Below are 23,869 nucleotides of genomic sequence, written 5' to 3' on the forward strand. Positions count from 1 at the left end.
GTAAAATATTTTCATTTCACTGAATTTTCTAGTATCATGTTTTTAGATACTTATAATAAGGGGGATATAACAAATGAAAAATGTAATTGAGAAACGCCTTATTCGCGCGGAAGTCTCTACTGAATTGACATGGGACCTTTCTGATTTATACGAATCTGATAAAGAGTGGGAAACTGCATTACGTGTATTAACAGCCGATATAAAAAAACTTGATGCATTTAAAGGACAATTACACACTAGCCCCGCTACCTTATTAAATTGCCTACTTTTAGAAGAAGAGCTTTTAATGAAGTTAACAAAACTCGGCGCATATGCAAATTTAAAAGAATCCGCTGATCGTACAGATTCAGTTATTCAAGCGAACTCTTCCAAAATTTCCGCTCTAGGAACGAATGTACATACCGCACTATCCTTTATTCATAACGAAATTCTCTCATTTGAGGAGGGAACAATTGAAAAATATTTAACTGAGGAAATAAAACTTGAACCTTTCCATAAATCATTACTAGAGATACTCAAAAAGAGGCAGCACACTCTCTCTCCTGAAACAGAAGAAGCTCTTGCTGCACTCGGCGAAGTTCATAGTTCACCCTACAAAATTTACGGCATGACTAAATTAGCCGATATGGATTTCCCTTCTATACAAGATGAACAGGGAAATGATTTGCCTGTATCGTTTGCATTATTCGAAAGCAAATATGAATTTTCTCCAAGCGCATATATACGTAAAAAAGCATATTCATCATTTGTTTCCACATTGAAACGATATAAAAATACAGTTGCAACAACATATGCTACTGAAGTAAAAAAACAAGTGGCGCTTTCTCGTTTGCGCAAGTACGAGTCCGTTACCCATATGCTTTTAGAACCTCAAAAAGTTCCACTTGAAATGTATAACAACCAACTAGATATTATTTATAACGAATTAGCGCCTCATATGCGCCGTTTTGCAGATTTAAAAAAGAATGTATTAGGGCTTGATCAAATGCTTTTCTGTGACTTACATGCACCGTTAGATCCTGAATTTAATCCAACAATCACTTACGAAGAAGCTGGCAAACTCATTCAAGATTCTTTAAAAGTATTAGGAAATGAATATAGTTCCATTATAGAAAAGGGCTTCAAAGAAAGATGGGTAGACCTTGCAGATAACGTAGGAAAATCAACAGGTGCCTTCTGCTCTAGCCCATACGGTTCTCACCCTTATATTTTAATTACATGGCAGGGTACGATGCGCGGGTGTTTCACATTAGCTCATGAATTTGGACATGCTGGTCATTTTTATTTAGCAAATAAAAATCAGCGTATTATGAATGTGCGTCCATCTATGTACTTCGTTGAAGCCCCATCAACGATGAATGAATTACTATTAGCGCAGCATTTACTTGCGACTACTGAAGATAAGAGAATGCGCAGATGGGTTATTCTGCAACTACTCGGCACATATTACCACAACTTCGTTACCCATCTACTTGAGGGAGAATATCAAAGAAGAGTATACGCTCTAGCAGAAGAAGGGCAAGCACTCACAGCTACAACTTTAACTGAAATAAAAACAAAGGTCCTTTCGACATTCTGGGGAGATTCCGTAGAAATTGATGAAGGCGCTGGTTTAACATGGATGCGTCAACCTCACTATTATATGGGCTTATATTCTTACACATATTCTGCGGGACTAACTGCTTCTACCGCTGTAGCTCAAATGATTAAAGAAGAGGGACAACCTGCTGTTGATCGATGGCTAGATGTACTCCGTGCAGGCGGTACGATGAAGCCGCTCGAATTAATGAAACACGCTGGAGTAGATATGTCAAAACCAGATGTAATCCGTAAAGCTATTTCTTACGTCGGTTCATTAATTGATGAATTAGAGCACTCTTATCAAGAATAAAAATAAGCCCTCGCTTTATGAGGGCTTATTCTATATTTACTTTCCAAATCTTTTACGGTATCCACATTTCCTGCACAGTTCTTCTACTGCAACCCTTTTTGAAAATCCATCTACAATATTGTTCGCTCTTTCGCCTTCAATAATATTAGAGAATGAATCATTATTAATATTTCCAAGGTTAATAATTCCTTCACCATCTAAACAGCAAGGAATAACAGTTCCGTTCGCTAAGATTCCAGCCTGATTTCGAAGACCATGACAGAATCCTTTTCCATCATCCTCTTCTTCATGTAATGCCGGCCACTGGAATTCATAATCTTGATTAATAAATACACGTTCCGCAATTTTTATACCTTTTCCTGGTGTGAGCTTCTCTTCAATGTTATAAGAAAGATCAAATTCTTTTTCGATAATAGATAATAAATCTCTATTCCGCTGAATTTCAAGATTCGTTTTGTTATCCTGAGTTAAATTCCATAACCTTAGCGAAACAATTAAATCCGATTGACTCGTCGCTTCTCTAATGAAAGAAAGTATACTCCTTACATAGCCCTCTTTATCTTGCGATCCTGGGTGTCCATCAAAACTGTGCAGTGAAAAATTCATTTGTCTTAACGCAGGCTTATTTAATAATCTATGCCTTCTCTTATTAATTAACGTTCCGTTCGTTGTAATATTAACTTTAAACCCTTTTTCATGGCTTAAATCTAATAGTTGATCTATTTTTGGATGGAGCAACGGCTCACCCTTCACGTGCAAATAAATGTAGTCTGTATGAGGTTTAATTTGGTCTAATCTTTTAGCAAAATCCTCCACAGAAATAAATTGCTTCTGCCTTTCCGTCGGCGGACAAAAGCTGCATGCAAGATTACATACACTTGTAATCTCTAAGTAAAACTTCTTAAACTTCTTCACCCTTAATTCCTCACTTCTCTGACTACTTATACTTTTTCCTCTTCATATTACAGCATATTTTTTTAGAAATAGAAACATACTTATTTTAGGAAATCTACATACCATCTATTAATGTTTAAAAGACCATCGGTGATTTTTGTCCAATGGTCTTTCTCACTATTAGTTACCTTTAACCTCTTTTACATACTCCCATGTTTCACCTTGGTTTTTGGACTGATAAAGTATACTACTATTACCATTGTAGTCTCCATCTGCTCCTTGCCCTACTAGCATGTTAAAAACTCCATCCTTCTCATAAGGCATATTAGGAAAATCAAACGGATTTATTAACTGTCCACTTTCTAGTTTCACTTCATAATTCGTATAGCTCACCTTTTTAAAAGTTATACCCCCATCATCTGTACGGTATAGCCTCCCTTCATTACCAGAGGGTCTGGCTGCCCTTAAAAATCCGAGCTTTTCATTAAAAAAGATGATTCCTGATGCACTACCAACCGTTTCATTGAACGGGTCTTCATTTATAACTCCCCATGTTTCCCCACCATCAATCGTCTTGCTTAGTGAATAAAAGGTACTCCCTAATGCTTTATCTGTAACATTTAGTTTATAACCCACTTCTTTTGAAAAGTAAAATTGCTCATTATTATTAGTTAGATCCTCTTTTTTCTTTTTAAAACTACTTTCCTTACTCCAATTTGGATCACCTAGTAAATTATATCTAGCAGGTACTATCTCTTTCTCTTTTCCGGGGATAAATATAGATACCGTATATCCAATTATTTCGGATTTTGCTTCTTCAAGCTTCTCTAATTTCCCATCTTTATTAATATTAATAATTCCTTCTCTATTGTAACCCCAGTTTCTTTTCCCATAATAAACCAGCCCATATTTATCTTCATTCCACTTACTTACAGTTTGTTTAACTGGAATGGCTTGAACTGTTTTAATTAAAGGTTTTACTAATTTATCTTCATTATAATCAGCGTTAACATACCCATTTAGTCTTACAAAAATATCTTTTGATTTATTTTTATTATAAGATATTAAGTAGCTTTCCTCTTTTCCAGCAGCATTTTTTCCATAAAGAAAAGTATCAAATGATGTAATTGTTCCATCTGAGTTAAATTCCAAAGTAAAACCATCCGACATATATAACTTCTTTGGCAAAGTATATTTCTTATTTATATCTTCAAAAATACCCTCTACACCATACTTATATATATTATCACGCCCAAGTTCAACTGATCTTTCGTTTTTTACGCTTTCTATAAACCATGCTAGTTTACCACCATAATTCGTTGCACTTTTATAAATTTTTATCCCATAAAAAAACGTTATAAAGATAAGTGTGATAACGGAAATGTATTTCCAGCCCTTTACATTTAATAATTTGGACGATTCACGTTCCCTATTTTTTATAACTTTAATTGTAGTAAATATAATGATAAGTATTAAAAATGCTATACATAATAACCAAATATAAATATTATTATTCATTCTCCCATACATACATAACAAAGCTAACTCATAACAAAAAATCCAGTATACGATTATTACTAATGGATTTTTTAGTAATGCTATCAATATTTTTTTCATATCTCCCTTAAATATGTTAAGCCCCCCTAAGTACATCTAATACTTCTTTTCTCCTATATTGAGTATACTTGATTTCACCAAACACTTGCATATCCCCATATTTATTGTACATCTTCATTACATATCGGTTAAATCTAAAAAAGTAAAATGCGTATAAAAAAGCACTCTATCTTGTAAAGATAAGTGCTTTTTTCTTGATTATATTTTTTATTCAATATACAGCCAATAATGCTTTATGTTAATACACAAGGCATTATTAATTTCCGATCACTACTCACTATTTATGATACGGTTCACCGCGATTAATCCGAAACGCTCTATACACTTGCTCAAGTAATACTAATCGCATTAATTGATGTGGTAATGTCATCTTTGAGAAAGAAAGAGATTCGTTTGAACGCTTCATTACTTCAGAACTAAGCCCCAGTGATCCGCCAATTACAAATGTGATTTTGCTCTTTCCATATGTAGCAAGGCGATCTAAGCTTACTGCAAATTCTTCTGATGATTTTTGTTTTCCTTCTATTGCTAACGCAATGACGTGCGTATCATCAGAAATTTTATCTAGTATACGAATACCTTCTTTTTCTTTTACAATTAACATTTCTGCTGCACTTAAATTTTCTGGTGCCTTTTCATCTGGCAATTCAATTACTTCTACTTTTGCGTAAGAAGATAATCGTTTTAAATATTCTGCTATACCTTGTTTTAAGTACTTTTCTTTTAATTTCCCAATTGAAATAATCGAGATATTCACATTTATTCCCCACCTTACAAACACGTTATCCACAGGACTTATCCACATATCCACAAATGTTACCCACATATTGTGTGAGAATCTGTGTTCGATACAACATATGTCGCCTCATTTTGACAAAATTCACATGTTTTTTTCTCTTCTTTAGAGTTATCCACATTGTTAATAACCGGTGCGACTTCACACTCATCCACAATGATATCTAATGCTAATTCAACATGTTCTAAACAACAAGGTAAATTCATATTCTTCACCTCACTTTTCTACAATAGAAAACAGGAGGTAGGCCCTCCTGTTTTTAATACTTTTGAATGCCTAATTTCACCGTTGTTGTCGCTCGTTTTGTACCGCGATAAAACGTAAGAGTCATTTTATCATTAATTTTTTTATTATATAAGGCCGTGCGGAACCCAATAATATCGTGCACCGCTTTTCCATCTACCGCCACAATAACATCATGTTCTCTAAGACCCGCATCCGTACCTGGCGAAGGACTTTTCACATCTAAAATGCAGACTCCTTCTGTTACGTTATCTGGTAATCGTAACGTTTTTGACCAATAGTAACTCGGAATCTCGTTTAATGACCTTAGTTCAATCCCAACATAAGGTCTTTTTACTTTACCGTACTTTTCTAGTTCATTCATAATAGGAACAGCTCTCGTAACTGGAATAGCTAGTCCAATTCCTTCTACTTCTTTTGCTGCAATTTTCATTGAGTTAATACCTATTAATTGTCCCGCTACATTTACAAGCGCTCCACCACTATTACCTGGATTAATTGCCGCATCTGTTTGCAATACTTCTACTTGCCAATCGTAATGTCCATCTTGATTTAAATCTACAGGAACAATACGCTCATTAGCCGAAATAATACCTTGTGTGACAGTTCCGGAAAATTGTAGCCCAAGTGGATTTCCAATCGCAATAACTGGTTCTCCTCTACGAACGGTATTAGAGTCGCCAATTTCAATCACTTTCTTCACATGCTTCGCATCTATTTCTAGTACCGCTAAATCAGTGACTACATCGGTTCCTAATACTTTACCTGAAATTTTCTTACCGTCACTTAAGCTCACTTCAATACGATTCGCCCCAGCAACAACGTGGTTATTCGTTACAATATACGCATGTCCATCTGTTTTCTTATAAATCACACCAGATCCTGTACCAGCTTCCGAATCGGCCTCTGAAAAATCGTCTCGTTGAATGTTAATAACACCAACAACAGCTTCTGAAGCACGATCAACAGCGTCTACAAAGCTAATCTGTTTAACAGGAACATTTCCACTTTGAGCTTCAGCCATATTTTTTTCACTTGCTTCAGCTTGCGGAAGCTTACCTGCATGATTTGAAAATAAAGGAGCTCCAAATGCAAATAATGAAGCCCCTACAATTGTCCCCGCTATGCTAGAAATGACAATACCTTTATGTTTCTTTTTCCCTGCACGTTTAATACGATATTTTTCTTCATCAATAAAGGACATATTTGTTCACCTATCTTCCTGAAAACAACTATATTCACCTTTATTGTTTACTAAAATGAAGAATTATACGTATTGAATTTTCGTAGGCATTTTTTGATCCGTATCATGTATTTCAAAGGATTCTCCAACTCCAAAACCTTTTTCTTCTAATACTTGTGATACAGACATACGCGCTAATTCTTTCATGTTATTATCTAAGCTTAAATGCGCTAAATAAATGTGTTTTGTCTCGTCTGTAATAACATCAGCCATCGCTAATGCAGCGTCCTCATTACAAACGTGGCCAACGTCGCTTAAGATACGTCGCTTAATGCTCCATGGATAGCGTCCCATACGAAGCATTTCCACATCATGATTGCTTTCAAATACGAAAGCGTTCGCTCCCTTAATAACACCTTTCATACGGTCACTTACGTAGCCTGTATCTGTAATAAGAGCTAACTTTCTATTATTGTTATGAAAAGCATAAAACATCGGTTCCGCCGCATCATGAGAAACACCAAATGATTCAACTTCAATATCCCCAAATGTTTTCACGTCTCCTACTGAGAAAATGAATTTTTGATCAGTTGGGATATTACCTATTAAATGTTCCATTGCATTCCATGTTTTCTCGTTCGCATAAACAGGTAAATCATATTTACGCGCCAATACACCTAATCCTTTAATGTGGTCACTATGCTCATGTGTTACAAGAATACCTGATATGTCATTTATATTCAGTTCAGCTTGTTTAAATAAGGCCTCTGTAGCTTTACCACTTAAACCTGCATCGACGAGCAGCTTTTTTTCATCTGTTCCTACATATAACATATTCCCTGTGCTTCCACTTGCAAGCACACTAAAATGCATACTCATTCTTTCTCACTCCATTATGTTCTTCCGGCACTTGAGTTTCCCCTAATTCCATAACTTGTCCTTCAATTGCATTCACAAAAAAATCCTTTTTCTGCTCTGTCTTTAAGTTCCATGTTGGAGCAAGCACTTGTATATTAGAAGAAGACTCCGCAAGAGTCGCATATCCAATCTGCGCCTCTTTCACGTGCGTATTTTCTGCAATTTTATTTTTCAAATATATATTTTCTAAAGCTGTTTGCGCAGTAATAATTTCTTGTTCTTTCGTCTTTTCGCTTTCGCCCATTTCCTTCAAATCCATTAACATTGTTTGTTTATACGAAATAAGCTCATTTTTTTCATTTAAATCTACAACAATCATCGCACGATTATTGTAGAAGATTGGTTTATCTTTATACTTTTGAAAGAAGTAAATTTTTGAGTCCTTTATTGCCCCAAACTCATATTTTTGTCCATCCAGCACATAATTTTTCAAAAACTCATTATACTTATCTTTTGACAATGATTTTGTATTTAAAAAAGGCTCTTTTAATTTACTCTCTATTTGATATTCGTCTTGCACATGCACCGTCTGATTTTTTAAAGATTGCACATCTTCTTCTTTGAAAACCTTATTTTTCGCCATTATAAATGACTCTTTTTTCGGTTCTTTAGGAAAATTCCCCATAGTAATTTTTTCAGCTTTTAATTGCTGATCGATTTTCGTTTCCGTCACAAGTTCTAATTGATTACTATCTTGCTTTTGAATGAACTGAAAGATAAGAAAGAGGTCTAAAACAAAAAAGGTCACAATAAATATTGTTTTAATTCGATCCCAATCCATTTAGTCCCCCCTCACTCCACTCATATATTTGTTGCTTACCATCTTCTTCACATTTTACATACCATATCGGCTGTAAGACAGCGATTCTCCCACTCCCATCACTGATGGAAGGTTCCAATGACATTTTATAACCAATACCAACATCCTGAATTGATTTTTTATCAATTTCCGGGTTATTCTCTAGTGATGTCATCACTGTATGACCTGATGCAAGAGAAGTTGTTTGTTGTTTACTAGGCAAAGTAATACTGAACTCAAAAAAGGGTCTTTCATACTGCATAATTTCACCTGAACCCCATACTTGTTTTAATTCCGCTATTCCATTGGCATTAAATACAGGCAAACCATCCTCATATAAACGGAATGAAGTTTTCCTCCCATTAATATAATCAAAACGATAGGACTTCAAGGATCCACTATGCCCACTTACAAAGTCAAAACTTTTTTGTAAAATCACCGCATTATCCGTAGGTTTATCACCATGTACAGCGGAATTTTTATATTTCAACATTGCATCCAACTTATCAATTTCCATAGAACGGATGCCATCCGTAAATGTTTCCTTTTCTTTCTCAGAAATAGGACTTAAATAACGTGGATCACTAAATAAAGCATTTTTGAATGGATCCACTTCTAGTTTAGCTGTAATATACTCTGCCTTACTTAATTCCGTAATCCCATCTGGTAAAAAAAGTTTTTTTGTATCATTTATTTGATATTCAAAATATGGTCTTGCTACTGTTATAAGTTGATTTTGAGCATTTATAATATCCTTTATATAAGCACCACTCAATGTTGCTTGATATATTTTATGAGGAGTATCATAGGAAACAAAGCTAACTTTAATTTCTTGGTCCTTACTTCTAGAAGGATCAATTATAATACGATTAAAACTTCTGTTACTTTCTATGTTTTTATCTTTAATATTAAACATATCTTTAATCGTATCTAACGGGATATTTGTAGGAAAAACAAATTCAATTTTTTCTTCTCCGTGTACATAAGACAGAAAATCACCTTTAGGGACTGTCCCCGTTATTTCCCCGAAATTATGTAATTCTCCGTTTTCAAGAATTTTATAGATTGAATCCACATTTGCCTTCTTTTCGCTTACATAATGATTTTTCTCTTTATGAATAACGACAGAGGATGGGCGAACAACCTCCGAAATCTTTACCTGATTTATCTCTTCGTTACCTTGAACGAACTTTGTATTTTGCATAGAAGTAGAATCAGGAACATATGTCCACAAGTTAAAAGTAAGAAATAGACTAATGACAACCAAATTAATTAGAACTATCGTTTTAAAGTTTTCCATACTCATTCCCAATCGTCCTCTTCATCTGTCGCCATTGGCAATGTGAAATAAATAGTTGTCCCTTTTCCTTCCTCACTTTTCGCCCAAATCGAGCCGCCATGTGCCTCAATCATTTCTTTCGCAATGGCTAACCCAAGACCTGTACCACCCATTTGTCTCGAACGCGCTTTATCTACACGATAAAAACGTTCAAATATTTTATCTACATTTTCTTTCGGAATTCCCATTCCTTGATCACTCACACTAATCTCTAATAACTCCCCGCGGTCACGTAGACGATATGTTACTGTACCACCTTCTGGCGAATATTTTAGTGCATTAGAAATAATGTTATATAAAACTTGTGTAATTTTGTCTGTATCCATATCAATAAATCGAGATTTTTTAGAGAAAGATCGTTTGAAGCTTACATTTTGCTCTTTAGACATTTCAAAGCGGTCGATAACGTTATTAAAGAAGTCAGTAAAGTCGACCCATTCCTTCATTAAGCGATGTTCTGTACTATCTAGTTTAGATAGTTGTAACAATGCATTTACAAGCCTGATCATTCTTTCCGTTTCCTCTTGTGTAACCGTTAAAAATTGCGGTGCAATATTTGGATCTTGCCATGCTCCATCAGTAAGTGCTTCTAGGTAACTGCGCATCGTTGTTAACGGCGTTCTTAACTCATGAGATACGTTCGCAACAAACTCACGGCGCTCTTGTTCTATCCGCTCCTGCTCTGTTACATCATATAATACAGCAATTAAACCATTTGCCTTCCCTGTTTCTTTTTGAATAACAGAGAAACTAGCACGTAAAATATATGGTTCATTTCTCGTACTAAAATCTAATAAAACTGAATCAGGCTCTTCATATAAATGATCAAGTGTAAATTCTTCTTGTATTCCTAGCACTTCTAACACTGATTGATCTAGCGCCGTTTCACGCGAAACATTTAACATCTTTTCAGCAGGATCATTTAATAAAATGATATCCCCTTTTCGATCAGTAGCAATTACTCCATCTGTCATATGTGATAAAACGGATGATAATTTTCGTCTTTCACTTTCTGTGGAGGAACGAGCTTGTTGTAATTTTTTAGATAAATTGTTAAAAGATAATGCTAATTGTCCAATCTCATCGTGACTATGCACCTTTACTTTTCGCGAATAATTTCCTTTCGCCATTTCAATTGCTTGTCTTCGCATATCTGAAATTGGTCTCGTAATTGTTTGAGCCAATAAAATTCCAAGTACAGCTGTTACTAATAAAGCAATTACTGTCCCCGTTGCGAAAATTTGGTTGATGTCCTTCATTTGTTTATACACATCTTCCATAGATGCAACGATATGAATGACGCCAAGTACATCTCCGCCCGGCTCTTTTAGAATAGGGGTAATCATAACTTGAACTCGATGACCTGTATGTCCATCTTTCTCAATCTTTGACTCTGGTTTCTTTTGTACCATTACCCGTTGTACAGCTGTATCTGCTGACGTTCGTCCTACCTTATTTTGCTTAGACGTGTCTGAAATTGCCATTAATTTTTTAGTAGAATCAATTACACTTACTTCTTGAATATCTCTCTTACGATCTGATGCGAATTTTTGAATCGAATCATTAATAGCTTTATCTACTGATTCTGTTTTAGGACGTTCTTTTACAAACTCTTGCTTCAGGTTATAAGAAAGTAAGTTTGTTTGCTGCGTTAAGGAATCTTGAAAGCCTTTTACAAGGCTTTTTTCTAATTCCCTGACGAAATATACACCAATTACTTGCATTGCTATTAATATTAACAGCATATATATGAGCACAAATTTTAAATGAATAGATTGAAAAAAACCAACTTTCTTCATATACTATTCCTGTTCTGGGTCACGCAAGTAATACCCTACCCCACGTCTAGTTACAATTAAAGTAGGATGACTTGGATTATCTTCAACTTTTTCGCGTAAACGACGTACTGTTACGTCTACTGTACGTACATCTCCAAAATAATCATAACCCCAAACTGTTTGTAATAAATGTTCACGAGTCATAACTTGACCTAAATGCTTCGCTAAATAATGTAGTAATTCAAATTCACGATGTGTAAGCTCAATGCTTTCTTCACGCTTCGTTACACTATAAGCGTTCGAATTGATAACGATTGGTCCAATAACCATTTCGGTATTTTCTTCTTTCTCTGCAGCACCACCCTGCTGATGGCGACGTAAATTTGCTTTCACACGAGCAAGTAACTCCCTCGTACTAAATGGCTTCGTTACATAATCATCTGCCCCAAGCTCAAGCCCTAATACTTTATCAATTTCAGAGTCTTTTGCTGTAAGCATAATAATTGGCATTTCTGAGCTTTTACGTATTTCACGACATACCTCTAAACCGTCTTTTCCCGGTAACATAATATCTAATAAAACCATATCTGGCTGTTCTTCATTTGCTTTTTCAATCGCCTCATCACCATCATGCGCCATTACAATTTCAAAACCTTCTTTTTCTAGGTTGAACTTCAAAATATCCGCAATCGGCTTTTCATCATCAACTACTAAAATTTTCTTTCCCATCATCGTCTATTTCCTCCTTATAAAAATATGATCAATAATCCTCAAACATATTGGTGTTTCTATAGTATGTTCCTATATGACAACAATCTTAGTCTAAGTATTTCTCCTCTATTCTCATAGACTCATGTATCATCCACTTTTACACGGAATCCTATACGATCTATAGAAAAACCTCTAGCTTCAACTGCTAGAGGCTCCTCATTCTATTGTAAAATAACTACCCACATTTGTAAAACTGGACAAAATAAAAAGGATATTAAGTGGGCCCACTTAATATCCTGAGAGTGGCTCGGGACGGAATCGAACCGCCGACACGAGGATTTTCAGTCCTCTGCTCTACCGACTGAGCTACCGAGCCAAAACTATATATAAAACCACTAATGGTGGTATAAACAAAAGTGGCGGTCCCGACCGGGGTCGAACCGGCGATCTCCTGCGTGACAGGCAGGCATGTTAACCACTACACCACGGGACCAAAAATGAACATAAAAAAACATGACCCGTACGGGATTCGAACCCGTGTTACCGCCGTGAAAGGGCGGTGTCTTAACCACTTGACCAACGGGCCACGAAAAATAAAATGGTGAGCCATGAAGGATTCGAACCTTCGACCCTCTGATTAAAAGTCAGATGCTCTACCAACTGAGCTAATGGCTCATACTCACCAACGTCATATTTTCGTGACGACAAGACATATCATAACATGTTATCTTTTATTTTTGCAATACCTTTTTTTATTTTTTTATAAAAGATAAGAAAAAACTCATGAAAACATGAGTTTTTTCTTAAAAAATCAATTTTTTATATCAATTAAGCTTCGTATACATTACGAACGATATTTGTTTGATTACGATCTGGTCCAACTGAGAACATAGATAATTGGATTCCTGTTAATTCAGAAACACGCTCTACGTATTTTCTTGCATTTTCAGGAAGTTCATCCAATGATTTCATAGCAGTAACATCTTCTGTCCAACCTGGAAGCTCTTCATATACAGGCTCACATTTCGCTAAAATGTTTAAGTTAGCTGGAACTTCATCGATAACTTCGCCATTGTATTTGTAAGCAACACAAATTTTAAGAGTTGGGATACCTGTTAATACATCGATAGAGTTTAATGATAAGTCTGTTAAACCACTAACACGACGTGCATGTCTTACAACAACGCTATCGAACCAACCTACGCGGCGCGGACGACCAGTTGTTGTTCCGTATTCACGACCAACTTCACGAATTTGATGACCGATTTCATCATTAAGTTCCGTAGGGAATGGACCATCACCAACACGGCTTGTATATGCTTTACATACACCTACAACGCGAGTAACTTTCGCAGGACCAACTCCAGTTCCAACTGTTACACCACCAGCAATTGGGTTAGAAGATGTAACGAACGGGTACGTACCGTGGTCGATATCAAGCATAACACCTTGTGCACCTTCAAATAATACACGATGATTGTTATCTAGTGCATCATTTAATACGACAGATGTATCGCATACGTAATGTGCGATTTGTTGTCCGTATTCGAAGTACTCTTCAAAGATTTCTTCTACACTGAAACCTTCTGTATCGTACATTTTTTCAAACAAACGATTTTTTTCCACTAAATTGCGCTCAAGCTTCTCTTTAAATGCTTCACGGTCTAAAAGATCAGCCATACGGATACCGATACGAGCAGCTTTATCCATATATGCAGGACCGATACCTTTTTTCGTTGTACCGATCTTGTTATCACCTTTACTCGCTTCTTCTAACTCATCTTGTTTTAAGTGATAAGGTAAAATAACGTGCGCACGGTTACTTACACGTAAATTATCAGTACTTACACCACGATCGTGTAAGTATTTTAACTCTTCAAGTAATGCTTTCGGATCTACTACTAAGCCGTTTCCGATTACACAAATTTTCTCTTTATAGAAAATACCAGATGGAATTAAGTGTAATTTATATTTAACTCCGCCGAAAACAATTGTATGTCCCGCGTTATTTCCACCTTGATATCTTGCAACTACTTCCGCATGCTCAGAAAGAAAATCAGTGATTTTACCTTTTCCTTCGTCGCCCCATTGTGTTCCTACAACTACTACTGAAGACATTATTAAAGCACCTCCGCGATTTTCAAACGATCTATTCAAACAATATAATTGTACCAAAACCGAAAAAGAAGTCAACCAAAAAGCGAACATTTTTTTATTAAAATTCATTTTCGTTCGTAAGAATTATATTTTCACATTATGAAAGCCTTATCTTTCCTATATAAAAAAAGAAACACATCTTATTATAAGAAATGTGTTTCTTTTTTATACTTACCTTTATGCGTGCGGTGCACGTCCATCCTCAAAGCGGCGTTCTAAGTTGACGAATTTATTAAATTCCTTAACAAACGCAAGCTCTACTGAACCTACTGGACCATTACGTTGTTTTGCAATGATAATTTCAATTGTATTTTTATTTTCTGTTTCACGATCATAGTAATCTTCACGATATAGGAAGGCTACAATGTCAGCATCCTGCTCGATACTTCCTGATTCACGAATGTCAGACATCATCGGACGTTTATCTTGACGAGATTCTACACCACGAGATAACTGCGACAAGGCGATAACAGGTACTTGCAATTCACGTGCAATCCCTTTTAATGTACGAGAAATCTCAGATACTTCCTGCTGACGGTTTTCTCCTGATTTCCCACTTCCTTGAATAAGCTGTAAATAGTCAATCAAAACCATCCCAAGACCTTGTTCTTGCTTTAATCTACGACATTTTGCTCGAATCTCATTTACTTTAATCCCTGGTGTATCATCAATATATATACCAGCATTCGACAGGCTACCCATCGCCATTGTTAATTTCGCCCAATCATCAGAAGTTAATGAACCGGTACGAAGTCTTTGCGCATCAATATTTCCTTCTGCACAAAGCATACGCATAACAAGCTGATCAGAGCCCATCTCCAAACTAAAAATCGCTACATTTTCATCAGTTTTCGTCGCTACGTTTTGTGCGATATTTAATGAAAATGCAGTTTTCCCCACCGACGGACGCGCTGCTACGATGATTAAATCATTTCGCTGAAAACCAGCGGTCATCTTATCTAATTCAGTAAATCCAGTTGGTATCCCGGTAACTTCACCTTTTTGATTATGCAAAAGTTCAATTTTATCATAAGCATCTACAAGAACATCTTTAATGTTTTGGAATGCTTTTGCATTTGTTTGGTGAGATACTTCTAATATTTTTTTCTCAGCCTCATTTAAAAGGCCATCCACATCATCTTCTCGCTCGTATCCATCCGATACAATATGAGTCGCCGTTCGAATTAAACGACGTAAAAGTGCCTTTTCAGCGATGATGCGTGCATAATATTCTACGTTAGCAGCTGTTGGAACAACTTCTGCTAATTCTGCTAGATAAGAAACCCCACCAACTTCTTCTAGTACTCCTTGATCAGCCATCGCTGATGTCATTATTACTAAGTCGATTGGTTCTCCCTTATCAGACAACCCAAGCATGACTTCAAAAATCTTTTGATGTTTCGTTCGATAGAACGAGTCAGGTAGCAACAGCTCTGATGCTGACGTTAATGCATCTTGATCAATCAATATAGCCCCTAAAACCGCCTGCTCTGCTTCTATATTATGCGGAGGGGTACGATCAGCCAGTACATCACTCATGCGCAATCCTCCTTGCTCAATTTATTTTTATTGTTCACTAACATGAACTTTTACTGCCGCTGTTACTTGCGGATGCAATTTTACAGTGACTTTTGTATAACCTAATGCACGGATTGCATCGTCCATTTCAAATTTACGTTTATCAAGTTTAATCTTGTGTGATTTTTGCATTGCATCTACAATTTGTTTGCTTGTAATAGAACCAAATAAACGGCCACCTTCTCCAGATTTCGCCTTTAATTCTACAGTTAATTTCTCTAATGTTTCTTTTAATTGTTTTGCACTTTCAAGCTCTGCTGCTGCATCTTTTTCCTCTTTGCGCTTTTGAGCATCTAAAGTTTTCATACTGCTGTTTGTCGCTTCGGCAGCTAACCCCTGTTTTAGTAAGAAATTATTTGCATAACCGTCTGGTACGTTTTTTATTTCTCCTTTTTTACCTTTACCTTTTACGTCTTTTAGAAAAATCACTTTCATGATTGTGTGCCTCCCTGTAAATAGTCATCAATAACAAATCGAAGCTTCTCCTCCGCTTCATCTACTGTAACATTTTTCATTTGTGTGGCTGCATTTGTTAAATGCCCGCCACCTCCTAAATTCTCCATAATTAGCTGTACATTCAATTCACCTAAAGATCTACCACTAATTCCAATGAAATTTTCACCACGTTTTGCAATAACAAATGATGCAATGATACCTGTCATTGTCAATAATGTATCTGCTGATTGTGCAATAAGTACTTGGTCATAATATTCATCACCATCAACTTTAGCAATCGCAATTCCATTTTTATAAATGTACGCATTTTTAATGGCTTTTGCAACTCGTAAATACTGACCCATATCTTCTTTTAAAAGTTCTTGTACAAGTACAGTGTCTGCGCCATGCGAGCGTAAATAAGAAGCAGCATCAAATGTACGAGCGCCTGTACGGAATGTAAAACTTTTCGTATCAACAATAATACCAGCTAACAATGCCGTTGCTTCTAACATTGTCATCTTTAAATTTTTCGGTTGATACTCAAGTAACTCTGTAACAAGCTCTGCCGTTGAAGAAGCGTACGGTTCCATATAAACAAGTAATGGATCTTCAATGAAATCTTCCCCGCGACGATGATGGTCAATAACCACCACATTTTCAATCTTATGTAACAGTTTTTCCTCCATCACCATTGAGGGTTTATGCGTGTCAACAACAACAAGTAATGAATCATCATTTGCAAATTCCATCGCTTGCCCTGGTGTAATAAAGTGTGACCATAACTCTTCATTTTGTTTCACTTTATCCATCAAACGTTTGATTCCTTTATCAGAATCATTTTTATCTAATACAATATATCCTTTGCGCTCATTTAATTGGGCTACCTTTAAAATACCAATCGCCGCACCAATCGCATCCATATCAGGGGCTCTATGCCCCATTATAATGACATTACTGCTTTCTAATACTAAATCCTTTAATGCATGCGAAATAACTCTAGCACGTACACGAGTACGCTTTTCGACCGGATTCGTCTTGCCACCATAAAACTTAACTTTACCCGTTGCTTGTTTAATAGCTACTTGGTCTCCTCCTCGTCCTAATGCAAGGTCTAAACCAGATTGAGCCATCGCTCCAAGCTCCGATAAAGGTAAATCACCTGAGCCAACACCAACACTTAATGTAAGTGGTATATTCCTTTTTGATGTTTCTTCACGCACTTGATCCAAAATACTAAATTTACCTTTCTCCATTTGCGCTAAAATACTTTCATTTAGTACAACGAAGAATCTTTCTGAAGATGCACGTTTCAAATATGCACCATACTTAACAGCCCATTCATTTAGACGTGACGTCACAAGACTTGTTATATTCGTACGTAATTGATCATCTAACCCTTGTGTAACTTCATCATAATTATCTAAATAAATAACCGCCAAAACAGTGCGCTGATCCTCATACATTTTTTCAATCTCTGTTTGCTCAGTTACATCAAAAAAATAAATTAGTTTTTCTTCTTTCCTTACAAACACACGGAACTTCCGACTATTTAAAGATACTATATCATCAGAAGTCTCTCCTTTAATAAAAAGGAGTAATGTTTCTGATACATCGTACAGATGCCACCCAGCTAATGCGTGTTGCCCCAAACATGAAGACAAATAAGGATTTGCCCAATCAATCCCATACTCCTTATTGTATAACAATATACCGATTGGCATCTGGTTGAATGCTTCGTTACTCACTTTTTTTACCCTAGTAATCATATCTGTCGTATACTTTTCAAAATTCCTTTGAAAGGTAAGTTCAAATCGTATAACTAAAAAGAAAACGATGCTAAAAACAAAAAAGGAAGATATACCCATAATTAAGTGGAAATAACAGAGAATCGAGATTAGCACCAACACAAAAAATGCCAACACGTAAACAGGATATAAAAACCACTGTTTCTTATAAAATTCAGGCATGTATACAACTCCTATAAAGTAAAACTAACTCACCTTCCAGTTAGTTAAACAAATTAAAATAGTGTAAGGAATATTATTTTATTCCCCTATTTTAGAACGCAATGAAATCCCTAAATCAATTATACCTAAGATTGTCACAAGAGGAAACAGCATTGGAATAAACATACATACAATAAAACTAATAATAGGAATACCTCTCGTAAAACCTTTTCTGTGTGCTAAAAAGGTGATAAACGTTAATCCTTGCAATACGAGCAGCAAAGCAAATATTACATATAGGTTAGAAAATACCATATGTAAATATGATGTTGGTTCTACTTTTATAAAAGTTGCTAACAAAATAAATATGACGTAATACCAGACAATACTCTTTGGCAATTGTATATCTTTAAATTTTGGCCAAGGTGTAACGTCGTGCTTTAACTTTCTCAAAACACTACCTGATATTAGCACTGTGATCCAAGAAAAACATACAGAAACTAGCACAAGTATACTTGGAAATAACGTTTGTAGTATATCATTCATTTGTGCAAACAGCTCTTTTTGTTCCTTACTAACTGGCATACCAGCAGCATTTGCTATCTTTTCACTTTGCGCCATACTTTCACTAAACATATTTTGCATTTGCTTCATTAAATCTATGTTAAAAAACTTTATACTTCCAACATAAATGAGCATCATACCAATTAAATATGCAAGTGTTCCAGCTATTAATATCTCCACTGGTTTTTTTCCTTTTTTATACATATATCCTAATACAACACCTATTAGTCCAAACATCACTGTCTTTATGAGACTAATTGGTTGACTCACGATAACTGTAACAAAAAGCGCTGCTACAAAAATCATGAATACATTAGATAGTTTATGTCTTACTGTTAATAATATAAATGGTAACGGCAACGCAAATATTGCAACTGTACCTAAAATCGGAACATACATAGATATCAGCAGTAAAATGGCATATGTAGCCAATAACGCTGCACCCTCAGTAATAAATCTCGTATTTTTCATCATCCAACCTCTCTCCCAAAAAAAGAAAAGCATAGCAAAATGCACAGTAGAGTCCGACTCTACTGTGCATTTCATACGCTATTATTCACCAACATATGGTAAAAGTGCCATTTGACGAGCACGTTTAATTGCAACTGTAAGTTTGCGTTGGTATTTCGCGCTTGTTCCTGTTACACGACGAGGTAAAATTTTACCGCGCTCAGAAACGAAACGTTTTAATAAATCAACATCTTTATAGTCAATGCGAATGATGCCGTTAGATGTAAAGAAACACACCTTACGACGTTTCGCACGTCCACCTTTGCGTCCTGCCATGTCTATTCCCTCCATTCTTTGTTAAAAATAACCGATTCATGCCATTAAAATGGTAAATCGTCGTCCGAAATGTCAATCGGTTGACCAACATTCGAAAATGGATCGTCATTCTTTGTAAATCCAGAGTTACCAGTGTTACCTGAGTTACCCGGATTACTAGACTGACCAAATGGGTTAGAGCCTTGGTTACCGTAACCAGCTCCTGATGGTTGCTGATTGAATGAACCACGTTGCTCCCCACCGCCATTACGCGGCTCTAAAAATTGTACGCTCTCCGCAAGAACCTCTGTTACATATACACGTTTACCATCTTGTCCATCGTAAGTACGAGTTTGAAGACGTCCGTCTACGCCTGCTAAGCTACCTTTTTTCAAATAATTTGCCACGTTTTCTGCTTGTTTACGCCATATTACACAATTAATAAAGTCAGCTTCACGCTCACCTTGTTGATTCGCAAATGCGCGATTCACAGCTAACGTAAAAGTAGCTACTGCAACACCATTGGGCGTGTAACGTAAGTCAGGGTCCTTAGTTAAACGACCAACGAGGATAACACGATTCATCAATCGAACCACTCTCCCTATATATCTTAATTATTTTTCTTCTTCTTTAACAACGATATGACGAAGGATATCTTCGTTGATCTTAGCTAAACGGTCGAATTCGTTAATCGCTTCTGAATTAGAGTTCACCTTTAAGATCATGTAGAAACCTTCACGTAAGTCATTGATTTCGTAAGCTAAACGACGCTTACCCCACTCTTTTGTGTTAATGATTTCTGCACCATTGTTTGTTAAAACACCTGCGAAACGTTCAACTAAAGCTTTTTGAGCTTCTTCTTCAACGCCAGGACGAATGATGTACATAATTTCGTACTTTCTCATTACACTTTCACCTCCTTTTGGTCTAAACGGCCCATAATGGGCAAGGAGCAATTAATTTATAGTAATTACTCACGAGTTTAGATTATATCATAGTAAGTTATATGAATCAACTCACCAATACGTAAAAAACTTGGCAAACATATAATATATTTGCCAAGTCTATATCTTTATTTTTCCTAGGAAATATTAAATTAAACGTTAAAGCGGAAGTGCATAACATCTCCGTCTTTTACGATATACTCTTTTCCTTCTAAACGTACTTTACCAGCTTCTTTTGCAGCTGTCATAGAGCCATTTGTCATTAAATCAGTATAAGAAACTGTTTCCGCACGAATAAATCCACGTTCAAAGTCCGTATGAATAACACCAGCACATTGTGGTGCTTTCATACCTTGTTTAAACGTCCATGCACGTACTTCTTGCACACCAGCTGTGAAGTAAGTAGCAAGTCCTAATAAGTCATATGCAGCACGAATTAATTGATCTAAACCAGATTCTTCAATACCTAGTTCTTCAAGGAATACTTTCTTCTCTTCCTCATCTAACTCAGCAATTTCTGATTCGATTTTTGCACATACAACAATTACTTGTGAATTTTCATTTGCTGCAAATTCTTTTACTATTTGTACATATTTGTTGTCAGAAGGATCCATAATATCATCTTCACTTACGTTTGCTACGTATAGCATTTCTTTCGTTGTAAGTAAATGAAGGCCTTTAACAATCTTCATTTGCTCTTCTGTAAATTCAACAGTACGAGCTGGTTTTCCCTCTTCAAAAGCTTCTTTTAAACGAACTAAAATTTCATGCTCATATACAGCTTCTTTATCTTTTTGTCTTGCTAACTTCGCAACTCGTTCGATACGTTTATCAACAGATTCTAAATCCGCTAAGATTAGTTCTAAGTTAATTACTTCAATGTCATCAATTGGATCTACTTTTCCTGAAACGTGCGTAATATTTTCATCTTCAAAACAACGAACAACTTGGCAAATTGCATCTACTTGACGAATGTGAGATAAGAATTTATTTCCTAACCCTTCACCTTTACTCGCACCTTTTACGATACCTGCAATATCAGTAAATTCAAATACAGTCGGAACAGTTTTTTTCGGTTCTACTAATTCCGTTAATTTATTTAAACGCTCATCTGGTACTTCTACAATCCCTACGTTTGGATCGATTGTACAGAATGGATAGTTCGCAGATTCTGCCCCTGCTTGTGTAATTGCATTAAATAAAGTGGACTTCCCTACGTTAGGTAATCCAACAATCCCAGCCGTTAATCCCATATTTTTCACTCCTATGTCTCAATCTTTCATCATTATAGATAGTAACGAAAAAAATGACAAGTTTCCACCAAATGAAAAAAAGCAACGGCTGTCTACTGCAGCTGTTGCTTTTTCACTATTCTTCATGCTTCACAAGTATTTTTTTTACCTTGCGATCAAACTCTCTTCGAGGAATCATTACCGAATGGTCACACCCCTCGCACTTAACGCGGATATCCATTCCCATACGAATAATCTTCCAGCGATTTTCACCACATGGATGGGCTTTCTTCATTTCCACAACATCGTACAAGTTATATTGCTTTTGCTCCATTCTCTAAATCCCTCCCACTATTAAATTGCTTTTTCACTAACTAATTCTTCGCGACTATATAAAACCATACGTGGGTATGGAATTTCAATCCCATGTAAATCAAGACGATTTTTAATCTCTTTGCGAAGAGCCCTCGCAATAACTGCATGCTGCATCGGCTCAACTTCAGCAATAACACGTAATACAACTTCAGACGCTGCCAGTGTTTGAACACCTAGCAATTGAGGTGTTGTTACCATTTTCTCATATTTTTCTGGTAATTCCACTAATAAATCTTCAATAACTTGCTCCGCTCGTACTATATCACTTTCATAAGAAATAGATACATCAACAAATGCTACACTATTACTAACGGAAAAGTTCGTTACTTGTACAATACTACCATTTGGTATTATATGAATTTCACCTGTCCAGCTTTTCATCTTCGTTGTACGTAGTCCAATTTCCAAAACAGTTCCTTCAAATTGACCTATTCTTACATAATCACCTACTGAAAATTGATCCTCTAACAAAATAAATAATCCTGTAATAACATCTTTAACTAAACTTTGTGCACCAAAACCGACTGCTAAACCAATTACCCCAGCACCGGCTAATAGACCTGACGCATTAATATCAAACACACCTAAAATTGCAATTAACATAATGAACATAACAACGTATGCCACAATATTTTCAAGCAACTTCGCTACCGTAACTGTACGACGTTCTGAAATTTGAATCGGCGAACGGCTTCCCATACGAAACGCATTTCGTACAATTGCCCTCACAACTCGCACAACGATTGCACCAAGTATTAAAATAACGATTATTTTTAGTGATTTCACACCTATATTCGTCCAATCAATGGACTCAAACCATTTCAACGCTAAATCCATGTCCCTCTACCTCTCCAGCTAAAATTTCTTTTTAGTTATCCTTATTATTGTATCAGAACTCTCTCTGATTTCTGAAAAAAATTTATGACTTTAATTCCATTTGTTAACTTCCATTCAGGTATAAAATGAGACGAATATATATATACTAGTACTATTATTTCTGTTTTCATTCACAGTTTGCAAAAAGTATGCACTTATAATTTTCCATTTCAGACACCATATAACATATTGTGAAAATTTATCAAAAGGATGGGTGCTTCATGAATATTAGAAGTTTTCGCTTACCTTTTTTTGAAAAAGAAACTCAAAATGTTATGCATCATGACTTAGAAGCCTCTGAGACAATCAGCAATTTCTTACTTTCCCATATTCCCATTAAGACTAATATGCCACTCATTCTCGTTTGTATCGGAACAGACCGTTCCACCGGTGATGCACTTGGTCCATTAGTTGGTACTAAACTAGAACAAATTGAAATCAAAAACCTTCAAGTGTTCGGCACACTAGACGAACCAATACATGCATTGAACTTAGAAGATAAAATTCAGAATATACAGAAAGAAAATCCTACTTCATTTATTATTGCTGTTGATGCATGTTTAGGAAAATCTCAAAGTATCGGTTCTATAACTACCGGAAAGGGCCCCAGTAAACCTGGAGCTGCGATGAATAAGAAATTACCTGAAATTGGTGATTTACATATTCATGGCATCGTAAATTTAAATGGTTTCATGGAGTTTTTCGTACTTCAAAATACAAGACTAAGTTTAGTCATGAAGATGGCTGATGTAATTGCACAAAGTATAAAAGAAACAGACCAAAAATTATCTGCATTAAAAAAAGCAAACCATCTATAAACAATAA

23 protein-coding genes and 4 tRNA genes are annotated in these 23,869 nt (G+C 35.9%); 2 read left to right on the forward strand and 25 right to left on the reverse strand.

Annotation, left to right across the window (positions count from 1 at the left end):
- Nucleotides 1-73 precede the first annotated feature (73 nt).
- Nucleotides 74-1,891 carry an oligoendopeptidase F gene (gene pepF, locus MKX77_RS26485; protein WP_341308234.1) on the forward strand — a complete coding sequence of 606 codons (1,818 nt, stop codon included), beginning with the start codon at nucleotides 74-76 and terminating at the stop codon, nucleotides 1,889-1,891.
- A gap of 36 nt (nucleotides 1,892-1,927) precedes the next feature.
- Here the strand turns inward: pepF and MKX77_RS26490 are convergent, their stop codons facing one another.
- From MKX77_RS26490 to MKX77_RS26610, 25 genes are all read right to left on the reverse strand, one after another.
- Complete coding sequence (locus MKX77_RS26490; RefSeq protein WP_088293174.1) at nucleotides 1,928-2,806, reverse strand: radical SAM/SPASM domain-containing protein; 879 nt, start codon at nucleotides 2,804-2,806, stop codon at nucleotides 1,928-1,930.
- Between the two features lie 159 nt (nucleotides 2,807-2,965).
- A complete protein-coding gene (locus MKX77_RS26495) occupies nucleotides 2,966-4,402 on the reverse strand; it encodes a WD40/YVTN/BNR-like repeat-containing protein (RefSeq protein ID WP_341308235.1) in 1,437 nt (478 codons plus the stop codon).
- 277 nt (nucleotides 4,403-4,679) lie between these two features.
- Nucleotides 4,680-5,159: a 23S rRNA (pseudouridine(1915)-N(3))-methyltransferase RlmH gene (gene rlmH / locus MKX77_RS26500; RefSeq protein ID WP_002113213.1), complete on the reverse strand. Its 480-nt coding sequence runs from the start codon at nucleotides 5,157-5,159 to the stop codon at nucleotides 4,680-4,682.
- Between the two features lie 59 nt (nucleotides 5,160-5,218).
- The gene (locus tag MKX77_RS26505) at nucleotides 5,219-5,404 is read right to left on the reverse strand and encodes a CxxH/CxxC protein (RefSeq protein WP_002035001.1); all 186 of its coding nucleotides are present in this window, start codon (nucleotides 5,402-5,404) and stop codon (nucleotides 5,219-5,221) included.
- A gap of 53 nt (nucleotides 5,405-5,457) precedes the next feature.
- Complete coding sequence (locus tag MKX77_RS26510; RefSeq protein ID WP_341308236.1) at nucleotides 5,458-6,645, reverse strand: S1C family serine protease; 1,188 nt, start codon at nucleotides 6,643-6,645, stop codon at nucleotides 5,458-5,460.
- Between the two features lie 63 nt (nucleotides 6,646-6,708).
- Nucleotides 6,709-7,503, reverse strand: coding sequence for an MBL fold metallo-hydrolase (locus MKX77_RS26515; RefSeq protein ID WP_002138925.1), 795 nt, complete (start codon nucleotides 7,501-7,503; stop codon nucleotides 6,709-6,711).
- Nucleotides 7,487-8,323 carry a two-component system regulatory protein YycI gene (locus MKX77_RS26520; protein ID WP_341308237.1) on the reverse strand — a complete coding sequence of 279 codons (837 nt, stop codon included), beginning with the start codon at nucleotides 8,321-8,323 and terminating at the stop codon, nucleotides 7,487-7,489. Before MKX77_RS26520 ends, MKX77_RS26515 begins: the two co-directional genes overlap by 17 nt.
- Nucleotides 8,304-9,647: a YycH family regulatory protein gene (locus MKX77_RS26525; protein WP_215554909.1), complete on the reverse strand. Its 1,344-nt coding sequence runs from the start codon at nucleotides 9,645-9,647 to the stop codon at nucleotides 8,304-8,306. The genes MKX77_RS26520 and MKX77_RS26525 overlap by 20 nt, the downstream gene beginning before the upstream one ends.
- On the reverse strand, nucleotides 9,644-11,479 hold the full coding sequence (walK, locus tag MKX77_RS26530) for a cell wall metabolism sensor histidine kinase WalK (protein ID WP_215554910.1): 1,836 nt from the start codon (nucleotides 11,477-11,479) through the stop codon (nucleotides 9,644-9,646). The genes MKX77_RS26525 and walK overlap by 4 nt, the downstream gene beginning before the upstream one ends.
- Before the next feature lie 3 nt (nucleotides 11,480-11,482).
- Complete coding sequence (gene walR, locus MKX77_RS26535) at nucleotides 11,483-12,190, reverse strand: cell wall metabolism DNA-binding response regulator WalR (protein WP_002089942.1); 708 nt, start codon at nucleotides 12,188-12,190, stop codon at nucleotides 11,483-11,485.
- Nucleotides 12,191-12,472: 282 nt separating this feature from the next.
- Nucleotides 12,473-12,545: transfer RNA gene (locus MKX77_RS26540), tRNA-Phe, on the reverse strand.
- 41 nt (nucleotides 12,546-12,586) lie between these two features.
- Nucleotides 12,587-12,662, reverse strand: a tRNA-Asp gene (locus MKX77_RS26545).
- Between the two features lie 21 nt (nucleotides 12,663-12,683).
- Nucleotides 12,684-12,755 (reverse strand) — tRNA-Glu (locus MKX77_RS26550).
- Between the two features lie 13 nt (nucleotides 12,756-12,768).
- Nucleotides 12,769-12,844, reverse strand: a tRNA-Lys gene (locus tag MKX77_RS26555).
- Between the two features lie 153 nt (nucleotides 12,845-12,997).
- Nucleotides 12,998-14,287, reverse strand: coding sequence for an adenylosuccinate synthase (locus MKX77_RS26560; RefSeq protein WP_341308238.1), 1,290 nt, complete (start codon nucleotides 14,285-14,287; stop codon nucleotides 12,998-13,000).
- A gap of 216 nt (nucleotides 14,288-14,503) precedes the next feature.
- A complete protein-coding gene (gene dnaB, locus MKX77_RS26565; protein WP_215554912.1) occupies nucleotides 14,504-15,865 on the reverse strand; it encodes a replicative DNA helicase in 1,362 nt (453 codons plus the stop codon).
- A gap of 27 nt (nucleotides 15,866-15,892) precedes the next feature.
- A complete protein-coding gene (gene rplI / locus MKX77_RS26570; RefSeq protein ID WP_002144568.1) occupies nucleotides 15,893-16,339 on the reverse strand; it encodes a 50S ribosomal protein L9 in 447 nt (148 codons plus the stop codon).
- Nucleotides 16,336-18,309 (reverse strand): DHH family phosphoesterase, encoded by a 1,974-nt coding sequence (locus tag MKX77_RS26575; RefSeq protein ID WP_215554913.1) that lies wholly within the window; start codon nucleotides 18,307-18,309, stop codon nucleotides 16,336-16,338. The genes rplI and MKX77_RS26575 overlap by 4 nt, the downstream gene beginning before the upstream one ends.
- A gap of 78 nt (nucleotides 18,310-18,387) precedes the next feature.
- Nucleotides 18,388-19,323, reverse strand: coding sequence for a YybS family protein (locus MKX77_RS26580; RefSeq protein ID WP_341308256.1), 936 nt, complete (start codon nucleotides 19,321-19,323; stop codon nucleotides 18,388-18,390).
- Between the two features lie 81 nt (nucleotides 19,324-19,404).
- Nucleotides 19,405-19,638, reverse strand: coding sequence for a 30S ribosomal protein S18 (rpsR, locus tag MKX77_RS26585; protein WP_215554914.1), 234 nt, complete (start codon nucleotides 19,636-19,638; stop codon nucleotides 19,405-19,407).
- A 44-nt stretch (nucleotides 19,639-19,682) separates the two neighbouring features.
- Entirely contained in the window at nucleotides 19,683-20,204 is a 522-nt protein-coding gene (gene ssb / locus MKX77_RS26590) for a single-stranded DNA-binding protein (protein WP_215554915.1), read from the reverse strand.
- Between the two features lie 27 nt (nucleotides 20,205-20,231).
- Nucleotides 20,232-20,522 (reverse strand): 30S ribosomal protein S6, encoded by a 291-nt coding sequence (gene rpsF / locus MKX77_RS26595; RefSeq protein WP_002144565.1) that lies wholly within the window; start codon nucleotides 20,520-20,522, stop codon nucleotides 20,232-20,234.
- 191 nt (nucleotides 20,523-20,713) lie between these two features.
- Nucleotides 20,714-21,814 (reverse strand): redox-regulated ATPase YchF, encoded by a 1,101-nt coding sequence (gene ychF / locus MKX77_RS26600; RefSeq protein ID WP_341308239.1) that lies wholly within the window; start codon nucleotides 21,812-21,814, stop codon nucleotides 20,714-20,716.
- A 115-nt stretch (nucleotides 21,815-21,929) separates the two neighbouring features.
- Complete coding sequence (locus MKX77_RS26605; protein ID WP_000436054.1) at nucleotides 21,930-22,127, reverse strand: DUF951 domain-containing protein; 198 nt, start codon at nucleotides 22,125-22,127, stop codon at nucleotides 21,930-21,932.
- A gap of 20 nt (nucleotides 22,128-22,147) precedes the next feature.
- Nucleotides 22,148-23,005, reverse strand: coding sequence for a mechanosensitive ion channel family protein (locus tag MKX77_RS26610; protein WP_002144563.1), 858 nt, complete (start codon nucleotides 23,003-23,005; stop codon nucleotides 22,148-22,150).
- A 260-nt stretch (nucleotides 23,006-23,265) separates the two neighbouring features.
- Between MKX77_RS26610 and yyaC the strand changes: the two genes are divergently transcribed.
- Nucleotides 23,266-23,862, forward strand: coding sequence for a spore protease YyaC (gene yyaC, locus MKX77_RS26615; protein WP_098988891.1), 597 nt, complete (start codon nucleotides 23,266-23,268; stop codon nucleotides 23,860-23,862).
- Nucleotides 23,863-23,869 lie beyond the last annotated feature (7 nt).

Origin of the sequence: Bacillus sp. FSL R9-9410 (genome assembly GCF_038050385.1) — a bacterium.
Classification (GTDB): Bacteria; Bacillota; Bacilli; order Bacillales; family Bacillaceae_G; genus Bacillus_A; species Bacillus_A cereus_U.

What these genes read in the sequence shown, in the direction of transcription:
- pepF (WP_341308234.1), top strand. Translation starts at nt 74, where the DNA reads ATGAAAAATGTAATTGAGAAACGCCTTATTCGCGCGGAAGTCTCTACT.
- MKX77_RS26495 (WP_341308235.1), bottom strand. Translation starts at nt 4,402, where the DNA reads ATGAAAAAAATATTGATAGCATTACTAAAAAATCCATTAGTAATAATC.
- MKX77_RS26505 (WP_002035001.1), bottom strand. Translation starts at nt 5,404, where the DNA reads ATGAATTTACCTTGTTGTTTAGAACATGTTGAATTAGCATTAGATATC.
- MKX77_RS26510 (WP_341308236.1), bottom strand. Translation starts at nt 6,645, where the DNA reads ATGTCCTTTATTGATGAAGAAAAATATCGTATTAAACGTGCAGGGAAA.
- MKX77_RS26515 (WP_002138925.1), bottom strand. Translation starts at nt 7,503, where the DNA reads ATGAGTATGCATTTTAGTGTGCTTGCAAGTGGAAGCACAGGGAATATG.
- MKX77_RS26520 (WP_341308237.1), bottom strand. Translation starts at nt 8,323, where the DNA reads ATGGATTGGGATCGAATTAAAACAATATTTATTGTGACCTTTTTTGTT.
- MKX77_RS26525 (WP_215554909.1), bottom strand. Translation starts at nt 9,647, where the DNA reads ATGAGTATGGAAAACTTTAAAACGATAGTTCTAATTAATTTGGTTGTC.
- walK (WP_215554910.1), bottom strand. Translation starts at nt 11,479, where the DNA reads ATGAAGAAAGTTGGTTTTTTTCAATCTATTCATTTAAAATTTGTGCTC.
- walR (WP_002089942.1), bottom strand. Translation starts at nt 12,190, where the DNA reads ATGATGGGAAAGAAAATTTTAGTAGTTGATGATGAAAAGCCGATTGCG.
- MKX77_RS26560 (WP_341308238.1), bottom strand. Translation starts at nt 14,287, where the DNA reads ATGTCTTCAGTAGTAGTTGTAGGAACACAATGGGGCGACGAAGGAAAA.
- dnaB (WP_215554912.1), bottom strand. Translation starts at nt 15,865, where the DNA reads ATGAGTGATGTACTGGCTGATCGTACCCCTCCGCATAATATAGAAGCA.
- rplI (WP_002144568.1), bottom strand. Translation starts at nt 16,339, where the DNA reads ATGAAAGTGATTTTTCTAAAAGACGTAAAAGGTAAAGGTAAAAAAGGA.
- MKX77_RS26575 (WP_215554913.1), bottom strand. Translation starts at nt 18,309, where the DNA reads ATGCCTGAATTTTATAAGAAACAGTGGTTTTTATATCCTGTTTACGTG.
- MKX77_RS26580 (WP_341308256.1), bottom strand. Translation starts at nt 19,323, where the DNA reads ATGAAAAATACGAGATTTATTACTGAGGGTGCAGCGTTATTGGCTACA.
- rpsR (WP_215554914.1), bottom strand. Translation starts at nt 19,638, where the DNA reads ATGGCAGGACGCAAAGGTGGACGTGCGAAACGTCGTAAGGTGTGTTTC.
- rpsF (WP_002144565.1), bottom strand. Translation starts at nt 20,522, where the DNA reads ATGAGAAAGTACGAAATTATGTACATCATTCGTCCTGGCGTTGAAGAA.
- ychF (WP_341308239.1), bottom strand. Translation starts at nt 21,814, where the DNA reads ATGGGATTAACGGCTGGGATTGTTGGATTACCTAACGTAGGGAAGTCC.
- MKX77_RS26605 (WP_000436054.1), bottom strand. Translation starts at nt 22,127, where the DNA reads ATGGAGCAAAAGCAATATAACTTGTACGATGTTGTGGAAATGAAGAAA.
- MKX77_RS26610 (WP_002144563.1), bottom strand. Translation starts at nt 23,005, where the DNA reads ATGGATTTAGCGTTGAAATGGTTTGAGTCCATTGATTGGACGAATATA.
- yyaC (WP_098988891.1), top strand. Translation starts at nt 23,266, where the DNA reads ATGAATATTAGAAGTTTTCGCTTACCTTTTTTTGAAAAAGAAACTCAA.